We start from the raw sequence: 14,107 nt of genomic DNA on the forward strand, positions 1-14,107 counted from the left end.
ATGAAATTTGCGTTAAAGTTAATCGTGTTATTGTTGCTGGTTCAGTTTGTGAAGGCGCAACAATCTGATTATAAAATTTGGTATAAACAGCCTGCTAGCACTTGGAACGAAGCTTTGCCGATTGGAAATGGCAGCTTAGCAGCTATGGTTTTCGGAAATCCATCGTTAGAGCAACTTCAACTAAATGAAGAAACCATTTGGACAGGAAAGCCACATAATAATGTAGTGGATGAGCATGCAAGTACAATTACTCAACTACGTAAAATGCTTTTCGAGGGAAAGTATGCAGAAGCACAATCCTTGTCTAAAGAGAAAATCAAAGCTGTACAGAATGGGATGAGCTATCAGCCGGCGGGCGATTTATGGTTGCAATTTCCCGGTCATCAAACAGCTACTAATTATTATAGAGATTTAAATATCAGCAATGCTACTACAACAGTAAGCTATGAAATTGATGGCATAAAATACACTCGCAGAACCATCGCATCTTTAACAGATAACTTAATTGCGGTACATTTAAAAGCCAGTAAACCAAATGCGCTCACTTTTAATGCAAGTTTAAATTCCGTTCACGCCAATAAGAAAATTAGCATAAGTAATGGTTTAATTAGCCTAAAAGGCAAGCCTGCTAAAGCCGAAGAACTAGAACCCGCAATAGAATTTGAAGCACTTGCCAAAGTATCAACAGTTGGTGGAAGTGTGAAGTATACAACAACCGAAGTACAAGTGAGCAATGCCACCGAAGCCACTATTTACATTTCGATAGGCACTAACTTTAAAAGTTATCGGGATGTTTCTGGCGATGCACATGAAAAAGCAATGTCAGTTATAAACCAAAGTTCTAAGCTAGATTTTCAAACGCTGTTGAATAAACATGTTGCCGCTTACAAGAAATATTTCGATAGAACTACATTGAATTTAGGTGAAAGCGAGCAGGCTAAATTGCCAACCGACGAAAGACTCAAAGTTTTCAATCAAAAATACGACCCGCAATTTATTGCGCTCTATTTTCAATTTGGACGTTATTTGATGATTGCAGGTTCGCAGCCCAACGGGCAACCCACCAATTTGCAAGGTAAATGGAACGATAAATTAAAACCAGCTTGGGATAGTAAGTATACCATCAATATTAATACAGAAATGAACTACTGGCCAAGTGAAATTACAGGGCTTTCGGAGTTGGGGAATCCGTTATTTAAGATGGTAAAAGAACTATCCCTTACCGGAAAAGAAAGTGCTAAAAAGTTATACAATGCCAGAGGTTGGGTAACGCATCATAATACAGATTTATGGCGTATCAACGGCCCTGTAGATGGTGGTTTTTATGGAATGTGGCCAATGGGTGGCGCTTGGTTAACTCGACATTTGTGGGAGCATTTCTTGTTTACTGGCGATAAGGAGTTTTTAAAGGAATACTATCCGATATTGAAAGGTGCTGCAACTTATTATGTAGATGCTTTGCAGGTAGAACCTAAAAATGGCTGGCTGGTAGTGTCGCCATCAATGAGCCCCGAAAATAAATACATGACAGATGCTGCTGGTAATGGCGTATCGCTTACTTATGGCACAACGATGGATAACCAAATTGTTTTCGAGCTGTTTTCACATACCATACAAGCTGCAAAAGCATTAAATATAGATTTGAAATTCGCTGATACATTGCGAAGTTTTAGAGCTAAACTACCACCTATGCAAATTGGTCAATATGGTCAATTGCAAGAATGGATAAATGATTGGGATAGAAAGAATGACAGGCATAGGCACATTTCGCACCTGTACGGTTTACATCCAGCTAACCAGATTTCTCCTTATCGTAATCCAGAGCTATTTGCGGCGGCTAACCAAACTTTGCTAACCAGAGGTGATGTATCTACCGGATGGAGTATGGGTTGGAAAGTAAATTTTTGGGCTCGAATGAAAGATGGCGATCATGCTTATCAGTTGATAAAAAGCCAGCTTACTCATGTTTCTCCAGAAATTCAGACCGGACAGGGTGGAGGAACTTATCCAAATTTGTTCGATGCGCATCCGCCATTTCAAATAGATGGGAATTTTGGTTGTACCGCTGGTATTGCCGAAATGCTGATACAAAGTCAAGATGGAAGTATAGAGATACTACCTGCATTACCTAGCGAATGGAAAGATGGAGAGGTAAAAGGATTAAACGCTAGAGGTGGTTTTTTAATCGATGTAGCTTGGAAAGCAGGTAGGATTAGTAGTTTGAAAATCAAATCAAATTTGGGAGGCAACTGTAGAATAAGAATAAATACCGGGCAAAAACCTACAAACAGTAATATTTCAATAGCCAAAGGTGCTAACAAAAATCCGTTTTACGAGGTTGCTAAAATAACAAAACCGCTAGTGAACGAAAAAGCAGTATTAACGAAACCTACTTTAAAGGAAACAGTGTTGTACGATTTCCAAACAAAAGCAGGCCTTAGTTACGAGCTTAAATTTTAACTACTTTAGTTTATGAAAGACAGAACCATGTACATTTCGCTTATCAATTAGCGTTAGCTTGTGGTGTACATATTCGTCCTTCTTCTCTTCGTTTCCTGTCTCGTCATTTAAATGGATTAAAAGATTATACATCAGGATTTCCTGTAGCGTTAAACGGTTACGTTTAAACACTTCAATACATTTCTCTGCGTAGGCAATTGCAGTTTGGTAGTCCTTTTCGTTCTTGCTTTCAATGGCTCTGGAAGCTAGATAAACTGTTTGTATGTAAGGCGTAGAGTTGCCTATAGAGTTAATCTCAAATATTTTTAATCTAATTTTTTCAGATAGACCAGAAGAATAAGGTAGTTTGGTGAGCGATCTTAAAAATGCCATCATACTAAATAAATAGGCAGAACTCACACTTTCTGATACCGTCATTTTTGGGTAATAACCTACCATTGCATCTAGCATTCGTTGGGCTTCATGCGAATCTCCATGAAATGTATTGTAAGTCCTCAACAAAACGAAAGATAACATTTCCCTGTAGCCTGGAAGCCCATTTTCGTTTTTAGGTACACTTATATCGCCTTCCTTAAAAGCTTCAATATTTGCTAATAAAGCTTCATTTTTATATTCTTCTCCCGCTAAAGTACTGTAAAGACACTTCAATAATTCATAAGGATTAATCAACCAGTTATTTCCCTCATTGGCAAATTTTTCCATTGCTTTTAGTCGAGTTTTTAATTGCTCTTTATAAAAGCTGAAAGAATCAAAAGTGGAAAGAATAACCAAGTACAGAAATGAAAATTTATCGTTTTTGGAAATTGATAATAATGAACAAATGGCTTCTTTGTAGCAAGAATCAGCAAAATCAAAATGAATGATATTTTCCATCATCATGTGGTGCAACTCGTCTTCTTCTAAATATGCAGCAACTGATGGTTGTTTGTGTTGTCGGTAATTTAAATTCTCGGCAATGAAGTAAATAAGGTAGGTTTTTTCATAATTGCTGAGGTTTAATTTCAATAGATGTTTTAAAGCACCAAAATCACTTTTGATAATCAGTAACCTGGCCGACCACTGTAGAATTTGGTACCTATTTGGATTTCCAGCATAATTTAAATTAATGTTTTCAAAAAAAGCTTCATCCATTTGATTATTAGAGCAGTTCAATAACTCTACAAATAGAAAATATTCAAATAAGTGTGGATGTACAAATCTCACCAAATCCACCACAAACCCATCCAATTCTTGCTTTTCTTCAACCAAAATACCTTCTGCCAATAATTCTCTGTAGGCATTTTTGAAATTAGAAAGGTCAGCTATCAATTCACTTTTGTAAACCGATTTCCTACCTTTTCCATGATTGCTGAGGGTTACTATCTTTTTGCAGAATAGCGTTTTTTCTGTTGCATAAGAAGTATTATAGATTTTATCGTGTATGAAACGGTCTACAATTTCAAAAAAAACAATATTGGTAAACGAATCAAATCTTGGGAATTCTTCTTTGAGCAAATAATACCACTGTATATAAAACGGATACTTAAGCTGTGCTTTTAATGCTGAGTTGATCTGCTCTTTTCGGTCGGGTTCAATCTTTTTTAAAATGATATCTATTTCATCGTTAGCTAAAGGCGGAATGTTAGAATGATGTTTGATGTTGAAGTAGGTTCCTTGAAACCACTTTTTCTTGATGAACGGTATGTTTTTTATCTTGTCGTAGAAACGGCTCCACATGGTAGAACGCATTCCTAAAACAATTTTTACGAATTTTTCATCTTCAATAAGCGAAATAAGGTTAATTAGTTTGTCATAAACGATTGGTTTTGAGTCTCTATTTGTTATTAAATCAGAAAAACTATCTATAACTATAACTAATTTAGAACCATTTCTCTCGTATCTATCTTTAAAATATTCGATGAGGTTGGTGCGTTGATTAAGACCTATTTTAGATTTGATTCGATCTTCAATATTTGAGTATTCATTTTGGTCATCAAATACATCACGAGCATTTATAAAAAGAATGGTATCGACCTTATGCTTAGCATCGTTATCAATGAACAAACTTTGAACAAGGTGGCTTAGTAAAATGCTTTTTCCATATCCAGCTTGAGATATAAAAGCCGTAAAACTGTATTTACTGTTGTAGAAATATTCGAAATCTAACTTTGCAAATGCCCTGGGATGCGTAAAATGATACGGCACCGAACTACGGTTTTTTACGCTTTTTAATGTGCTGAGCGTAATATTGATTGCATTAAGCTGAATATTGGAAAACTTATCGTTGATGTTAGATATGTGGAGTAGCTCCTTTTCTACCAATTCGTAGTTTCCGCTTTTTTCGACGTAGTCTAATAGCGCATTTACAGTGTATTTTGAGAACCTGTTTTTTACTTCTGCGAAGCCAAAAAGGCGCTTTATTGTGGTTTCACTTATGTTTTTAGTAATTTCTTTTTGTATGGAAATAGAGATAAATCTACAATCAGAAGGACTGATGGATTTTATCCCCGTTTTTAGGAGTATGAGTCGCCTTATTTTATCTAAGATAATAGTTTGCGGCATGAGAGAGTTGGTGTTTAGTTAAGCGTTTCATCTAAGTTAATAAAATAAAGTGTCAAAATAATTTTTGAATGTTCAAAAAAGGTATTGAACCACCTTTGAAAGGTATTTTACTCTTATTGGTTGTTGCTAAAATAAGCGTTTTAAACGCTTATACTAACATATTGTCTCGATTTTACTAAATCGAATAAAATGAACAAACTCTTTTTAGTTGTACTCCTTTTATGAATAATTTGAACGACTCAAAGGCGGAATTGGGTATTTAATATTGTGATGAATTAACAATAAAAATACCAGGCTTATGGGACAAACCTCTACTCCAAAAGCAAGGGTGACACAATGGGCGGTCATTTTCTTGCATCTCGTTTTACTAACGATTATTTCTAAGTCTTCGTATGCACAAACGAAAACCTTTGCCACAACAGCTACGATAATTACTAATACCGTAGATGGCAAAGACAATGCTACTAGAGATGACAATACTTTTGCATCTGTAAAATCTTACGGAGGCGCTGCCTTGGGTTTAGGTAGGTATAGTGGCGAACTTCAATTAAACTTTGCACAAAATGTAGAAGCAAATCGAACAACATTTGTTCGAATCGGCTATGACACTGATATCTTAAACACATTGCTTGGAGGAAACTTAGGATCTTCATTGGCTAGTGTATTAGGAAATGTAGTTTTAGGCGATCATTATTTTACTGTTGGCGCAAGAGATGCTAATGGTAACAATGTGGCCATCGGTTCTAGCAATGGATCTTTCTCAACAACGAATATTAAGTTGGTGCGAGATGTTCAGGGGTTTTATTATTTGGCAATAACGCCAACCGTTGCTTATCGTAGTGTATTCGTTAAGGATGTTACTAATGCTTTGCTGCTTAGTAGTCCGAATGAAATTAAAGTCTACAATGCATTTCATGTTTCAGGAACAGGAAATTGCGATCCGCCGATTGCTACAGATTTTGAAGGTACTGGCGCAACGTTAGATCTATTAGGTTTAACTGCTGCTGGTGTAACCGATATTCAAAATGCAATTGATGGAAACCCGGCTACCTTCTCTAAAGCTAGTTTAGGAGTAATTACACTTTTAGGCACTATTAGTCAGAACGTTTATTATAGTTCGCCCTCTAGACTTGGAGATGAATTTAATGTTAGATTAAGCGTATCTCAAGCATTGGCGAATGTCGGTGTCATCAGTAATATTACAGTTGAAGCATATAACGGCAACGACATAGTATCTAGCAGAACAGGGGTAGGAGGACTTTTAAATCTTGATTTATTAGGATTGTTTAACAGCGGACAGGCGGTAACTATCCCGTTTACTGTTCCTGTTGGTAAAACATTTGATAGAGTTAAGGTTACACTATCTTCTGTATTAGGAGTTTCGTTAACACAAACACTTAACATTCATGAGGTAACCCGTTCGGCACCTCGACCAACGTTTACTGCTCCATTGTCTAATGCGCTCAATATTTGTTATAACAGCACCGCAACTTTAGGCGCTACTACAGATTCTTCTAACCAATTGGTTTGGTATGATGCTCTAGAAAGTGAAACCCCACTTGCTGTTACAGCCTTTAACCAAACTTATACTACAGCACAACCATTAACAGCTAATAAAACTTTTTATGTGGCTGCACGACAAATCGGTTGTACATCTGAATCTGTCAGGGTTCCAATTACAGTAACTGTAAATCCAGTAATTAATTTTGCAGCAACTACATTAGCTAATGGAACTATAAATGTGGGCTATAGTAAACAGTTAACTCCTGCTACTGGCGGTACGGCTGGTTATACTTATACGTTAACCGCAGGAAGTACATTGCCTGCTGGCTTGACCTTAAGTAGTACTGGAGCTTTAACAGGAACACCTACTGTAGCAGATACTTACAACTTTTTGATTACGGTAACGGATAGCAAGGGTTGTACAGTTACTACGCCACATACCTTAATTATTACTACTGCACTTGTTTTGGGTAATTTAACTTTGCCTGATGGTACCGTTGGAATTACCTATCCTGTTCAAACTGTTCCAGTTGCTACGGGTGGTACACCAGGTTATACTTATAGCGCTACTGGTCTTCCTCCAGGTTTAACATTTGATAATACAACTAGAGAAATTACTGGCAACCCAACTACAGCTGGTTCTTACGTGGTTACGGTAAATGTAAGCGATCAAGGCGGAAATACGGTAAGTGTAAATTATCCGATTATCATCAGAAATGCTTTGGCTTTACCAAATGCTACGTTAGCGAACGGTACGGTAGGTACGGCTTATCAAACGCAAATTATTCCAGAAGCTACGGGTGGCACACCTGGTTATACTTATGTTGCTACTGGTCTCCCTCCGGGATTAGCATTTAACCTAACTACTAGAGAAATTACTGGCAACCCAATCACTGCCGGCAATTATACGGTAACTGTTGAGGTAACTGATGCTGTTGGTACAAAGGTTTCGAATACTTACGAAATCAAAGTGGGAACGCCATTGGTATTGGCCAATAAAACATTGGTTGACGGTACAGCTGGCGTAGCTTACCCAGGAGAAACTTTACCAGCTGCAACCGGTGGCTCAGGTTCTTATACCTATACAGCTACTAACATCCCAGCAGGATTACAGTTTAACGAAACTACCAGACAAATTACTGGTACACCATCTGGAGCTGGTAACTATACCATTACGCTTAGGGTAACAGATTCTGAAGGAAGGACCATAACAAATACCTACGCTTTAAAAGTGAATGGTGCATTAACCTTGGCTACTGCTACTTTGCCAGATGGTACAGTAGGTACCGCTTATCCAGCGCAAATATTGCCTGCCGTTACTGGTGGTACACCAAATTACACGTACGAAGCAATCAATCTACCTAACGGTTTAACATTTAATACAACCACAAGAGAGCTTTCGGGTACACCTTTGGCAGGAGGAACTTATACTTTCTCTATTAAAGTAACTGATGCAGCATCCAATACGGTAACCAGCGATTATCAGATTAAAATTAACGTGCCTGCACCAATTGTGGCAAGTGTTGTAACCTGCGCTGGAACTTCGGCCACGCTTACGGTAAGCAATACACAACAAGGAATTGTGACTTATAATTGGTATGGCTCAAGTGGAAGCACAGCATTAGCTACCAATAACAATGGCACTTTTACCACTGGAAACATTAATTCGAATACAGTTTTTTATGTAGAAGCTGTTTCTGGAACAGGTGTAAGTGCAAGAGTTGCCGTAAATGTAACGGTTAATCCAGCGCCAAGTGCTGCAGTTGTTTCCACTAATAACCAAACCATTAATGCCAACCAAAGTACGGTAGTTAGGGCAAACGTTGCGGCTGGCAATACCGTAAGATGGTATAGTGTTGCAACTGGCGGAACACCTTTGGCTACTGGAGAAGAGTATGCTACAGGAAATTTAGCAGTAACTACTACTTTTTATGCGGAAGCTGTTAGTGCCCAAGGTTGTGCTAGCTTAACAAGAACACCTGCTGTGGTAACTGTAGTTACAGGTGGCGGTGCAGATTGTACTGCGGCCAATGCACAAAGCAGTGGAATATCGTCACTATTGTGTGTGTTGTGTGGGGTTGCAAATCCTGGTAATTCTGTAGATGCGGATAAAAGCAACTATACACGTATTACTTTAACAGTAGGAGCTGCTGCAACTGGTTTTCAGCGTTTGGTATTCCCTTCTAATGGTTTAGCTACTGATAGCATCCGCTTAGATTTAGGCTTGCCAGCTGGTTTGCTAGACCTTTCGGTTTTGAGCAACATTACAGTAAACATCATGAAAAATAATGCAGTAGTTAGAACACTGCAATTAAATTCTTCGCTAGTATATCTTCAATTGCTAGGAGGAAATAGATTTGAGGCTACATTTGCGGCAGGAGCTGAATTTGATAGAGTGGAGGTTCGTTTTCAAGCAGTTGTTGCCGCATTAAGTAGTCTCGATATTTACGGTGCACAAATTGTTTATCCAAATCCAACAGTTGTTGGTAACAACCAAACAATTTGCTATAACACCAGTGCTACTATTAATGCTACAGCAAATGGCAATACTCAAATTGCATGGTATGATGCCCCAGTTGGCGGAAATTTAATACCTGTAACAACAAATCCATTTATTACACCAAACTTAACTGCTACAACCACCTACTATGTTCAGGTTTCTAGAGATGGTTGCGCCAATAGCGAAAGAATGCCAATTACGATAAACGTAGTTCCATTGTTAAGCTTGCCAACTGTGGCCGCGGCAACTATTACTGCTTGTGAGGGTTCGCCGGTTACTTTAGCGGTAACTAATCCGCAGGCTGGAGTTATTTATAAATGGTATGATGCTGCAACTGCTGGCACCGAATTATTTACAGGTGCTACTTACACGATATCTAATGTTAGTGCAACCAGAACTTATTATGTAGAAGCTACGCAGTCAGGTTGTCAGAGTGCAGGCAGAACGTCGGTAGCTGTAACGGTAAACCCTAGACCAGTTTTGCCTCAGGTACAAGCTTCGGTTTCTACGGTTACTGCTGGGCAAACCGCAGTGCTTACGGCAACTTCTACAGATACTAACGTAGATTTTAACTGGTACACTTCAGCAAATGCTGCTACCCCAATACATACCGGAGCTACTTTTGTTACGCCTCCATTAAACGCTACTACTTCTTATTATGTAGAAGCTAGGTCAAGCTTAACTGGGTGTGTTTCTCCATCTAGAGTAGCAATTACCATTACGGTAAACACAGGCACACCAACGCCAACACCTTGTATTTCGCCAGTATCAGAAACCAATGGTGTAAATGGAATAGCTTTATTGGCTGGTGTTTCTAACTCAGGTTTAGCAATTGATAACGATACCCAAACAGGTTCTACTTTATTTTTACCTGTAGCTGCTTTAGGCGGTCATGTGTATCAACGTTTTACATTCCCTGTTCAGGGTGCTATTGGCGATACCGTTAGAATTTCTATCAATTCTCCAGGTAAATTACTTTCTCTAGGTTTGTTAAACTCTGTACAGTTATCAACCTTAAACGGAGGCGTAGCTGGCAATGATGTCATCAACTTAAACAATACACTTATTAATTTAGAGTTACTGAGCGGAGGTACGCAAGCACTATTAACCTTTGTGCCTACAAAAGCATTTGATGCTGTAGAAGTTCGATTGAATGCAGGAGTACTTAATGCCTTAAATTCTGTTAATATCAATTATGTTCAACAGGTAATTGCTGCGCCACAAGTAGCTGTAAACAATGTAGTAGCTTGTAGCAATACTACAGCTCAATTGAGTGTACAAAATCCAAGAGCTAATTTTATTTACAGATGGTACGATGAAAATGGCGTTTATCAAACAGGTGCGGATGGAACTACTTTCACCACGCCAAATATAACTGCTGCAACTAAGTTTTTTGTAACCGCAATTGCTAACGCAGATTGTGAAAGTGCAAGAACGGTAGTTAACGTAGCTGTTAAACCAGTTCCGGCGGCACCAACTGTATTATCTGGAAGTATTACCACTTGTTTAAATGGAAATGCCATTATAGAAGTGAAGGACCCAATTCCAGGTATTGTTTACCGTTGGTATGATTCTTCTAACGTTTATCAAATTGGAAAGGATGGACCAACATTTACGGTAACTAACGTTACAGGTAATATCAGTTATTCGGTAGAAGCTTTTGATACATCTTGTAACATTGCCTCTGCTACTAAAGCAACAGTGCAAATTGTCACAGGAACATTAGATGCGCCAATTGTAGCTACTCCAAATGTTAGCGTAAGTGCTAATTCTAGAGCACTTTTAACTGCGAGTTCTAGTAATCCAAATGCAGTTATCAGATGGTATGATGATCCTACAGCTGGTACATTATTGCAAACGGGAAATTCGTATTTAACGGATCCAATTGCAAGTACAAGAACCTTTTATGTAGAGGCTTTTGTAAGTGGCGGTTGTGCGTCGGCCAGAATTCCGGTAACAGTAACGGTAGTAACTGACGGAAATACCGGACCAGTACCTTGTCTTGCAGCAAATCTAGCTTTAGATGCGGGAGTAGTTGGCGTTGGTTTAGGTGGTGCATTTAATCCGCAACTTGCTGTTGATGACAAGATTGAAACAGCTTCATCTTTAGTTATGGCAGTGGGCGCACTAGGTTCTTACGCTTATCAAAGAGTTGGTTTTGGTAGTTTGTCTAATTTGGGCGATACAGTTAAAGTTCGCATCACCTCACCAAGTAAACTATTGTCATTAGCAGTGCTTCCTTCTATCAGTTTGCTCAGCTATAATGGCAATACAAGTAATAACGATGCTGTTTTCGCTAACAATCCTTTAATTAAAATAGACTTATTAAGTGATGGAAGTGCAGCTACGCTAACCTTTGTTCCGGCGCAACAGTTTGATGCTGTAGAACTTCGTTTAAACTCAGGTCTAGTTAGTGCGTTTACATCAGTAGATTTTAACTATGCACAACGTGTAGGCGTTGCTCCACAGGTAAATGCAGCAGTAGTAAGTGCCTGTGCAGGGACTGGAGCCGTGCTAAGTGTAAACAATCCAATTGCTGGTGTTACTTACAGATGGTATTTAAATAATACAGGTACGCCAACAGAGGGAAGTACGTTTACTACGTCAACTAGTTTAACTACAGGGACTTATAATTATTATGTGAGGGCAGTAGTAAATGGTTGCGAAACCGCTGCTACATTGGTGGTGGTAACTATATTGCCAACTCCAGTACCGCCAGTTCCTTCGCCAGCTAATCCTACAAGTGTTTGTTTGGGTACTGCCGCTACCTTAAGTGTAGTGCCAGTGGTAGGCGTTACTTTTAATTGGTACAACTCTGCTGGAACCTTGGTAGCTTTAAATAGCACCAGCTATACCACACCAACCAATTTAGCTATTGGAGTACACGATTATTTTGTGGAAGCATTAAACGGAAACACTTGTGCTAATACTGGTGGTAGAACAAAAGTAACGGTTACCGTAGGTGAGAGAGCAACCGCTGCGGATATACAAGTTACTGGTGGTACTACCGTTTGTGCTGCTAACCAAGTAGTTTTAGAAGCTTCAAGTACCACGGTAGTAACTAATCCAATATTTAAATGGTACGCTGATGCAGCTTTAACTACCTTGATCACTACTAACAAAACATTAACTGTTCCTTCGGTTACTGCAAACGTAACTTATTACGTAACAGTAAGTGGTGATGAAAAATGTGAAAACGCACCAGGAAATGCCAAATCAGTGTCTATCACGGTCAATCCGCCATCAACAAGTGCAGATTTGATGGTATCGCAAACTCAAGAAAGATGCGGTCCTGGTTCTGTTACGCTTACGGCAAGTAGTGCAACAGTTATAAATCCAATATTTACATGGTATGCTGATCCAGCTTTAACCGTACCTGTAGGATCAGGGTCTCCATTTACGATAACTGTAAATGCGAATGCTACCTACTATGTAACGGTTAAAGGGGATAATAGATGTGAAAGCCCTATTTCACAAGCTAAATCAGTGAGTGTAATTGTAAAATCTATCGCTATAGCATCAGATATTTCATTAACGGGAAATACTACTACCTGCGTTGGATCGGGAACTACTTTAACTGCATCTAGTACAACCTTAATTAGTAATCCAATATTTACTTGGTACGATAATCCAGCGTTAACAAACGTGGTGTTTATCGGAACTACATTTACTACACCATCGCTTACGGCAAATAAAACGTATTATGTAACTGTAAAAGGCAGCGATAAATGTGAGAATTTACCAGGTAACGCAGCTACAATAATGGTAACGGTTAATCCTTTGCCAGAAGCGCCAGTGGTTGCCGTTGCTGGTACAAGTATTTGTAACAATAACTCAACAACACTTACGGTAACGAATGTTCAGGCTAATACCATTTACGAATGGTACAACAGCGCTACAAACGGCACATTGTTGCACACAGGAGAAACCTACACTACACAACCACTTAACTCAAACGTAACTTTCTACGTAAGAGCGGTTGGTACGGTAGGTTGTACTGGAGGTTCTGCAAGAACTGCTGTTGTGGTTACGGTAACTACAAGGCCAGTTAGTCCAACGGTAGCAAACTCAACCCTTACTACTTGCACAAATGGTTCGGTAGTGTTAGCTGTAAGTAATCCAGTTACTGGTGTAACCTACACTTGGTACACAGCATTATCTAATGGTACCGTGGTAGGTACAGGAGCAACATTAACAATACCTAATGTAACTGCTAATGCGAGTTATTTTGTTGAAGCAAGTATTGGAAGTTGTGCATCGTTAACTAGAGCTAGGGTAGATGTAATAGTGGGTACACCTCCAAGTGCACCAACAAATGTAACTGTAGCTGCTAGTGATATTTGCGCAGGTTCTAGTACTGTACTTACGGTAAATAACCCTGATTTAAATCTAACCTACAGATGGTACACTACACCTAATGGAGGTACACCATTACATACTGGCACAACTTACACTACGCCTGCTTTATCAGCTACAACTACATTTTATGTAGAAGCTGTATCTGCAGGAGGTACCTGTGTAAGCGCAACAAGAACAGCGGTAACGGTAAATGTACTATCTCCGTTGCCAGCTCCGGTAGTAACTGCTACTACCATAACCAGCAACAGCATCTTGTTTACTTGGCCAGCTGTTCCAGGGGCAGCTAGTTACAGCGTGTCAATAGATGCCGGATTAACTTGGATTGCAGCATCAACGCCTAGTTATTTGGTAGCAGGTTTAGCTCAGGGACAAAATGTAACCATCGTGGTAAGAGCTTTGGGAGCATCTCCTTGTTTAACCAGTGCAAATTCAAACGCCATTACAGCAACAACAAGCGAACCGTTTAAGGATGAGCTGTATATTCCTAACACCTTTACACCTAACAACGATGGTAGAAACGACTTCTTCTTGGCCTACGGAAATAATGTGGCTAAGTTCAGAATGAGGGTTTACAACCAGTGGGGTGAATTCGTTTTCGAATCGCAGAATTTACTGCAAGGGTGGGATGGAACCTACAGAGGTAGGAATCAGCCAACAGGAGTTTATGTTTACTACGTAGACGTAACCTTTAACAGTGGAACCGTAAAAACCTTTAAAGGTACAATAACCCTACTGCGATAAATC

General features: G+C 39.1%; 3 protein-coding genes. 2 read left to right on the plus strand and 1 reads right to left on the minus strand.

Going from position 1 to position 14,107, the window contains the following annotated elements; all coding sequences use genetic code 11:
- Positions 1 to 2,460 (plus strand): glycoside hydrolase family 95 protein, encoded by a 2,460-nt coding sequence (locus CRO54_RS02570; RefSeq protein WP_097128349.1) that lies wholly within the window; start codon positions 1 to 3, stop codon positions 2,458 to 2,460.
- Here the strand turns inward: CRO54_RS02570 and CRO54_RS02575 are convergent, their stop codons facing one another.
- Complete coding sequence (locus CRO54_RS02575; RefSeq protein ID WP_097128351.1) at positions 2,461 to 5,001, minus strand: NACHT domain-containing protein; 2,541 nt, start codon at positions 4,999 to 5,001, stop codon at positions 2,461 to 2,463.
- Positions 5,002 to 5,299: 298 nt separating this feature from the next.
- Between CRO54_RS02575 and CRO54_RS02580 the strand changes: the two genes are divergently transcribed.
- Entirely contained in the window at positions 5,300 to 14,104 is an 8,805-nt protein-coding gene (locus tag CRO54_RS02580) for an Ig-like domain-containing protein (protein WP_097128354.1), read from the plus strand.
- Positions 14,105 to 14,107: the final 3 nt, after the last annotated feature.

The sequence above is a fragment of the Pedobacter xixiisoli genome, from assembly GCF_900215335.1.
Lineage (GTDB): Bacteria > Bacteroidota > Bacteroidia > Sphingobacteriales > Sphingobacteriaceae > Pedobacter > Pedobacter xixiisoli.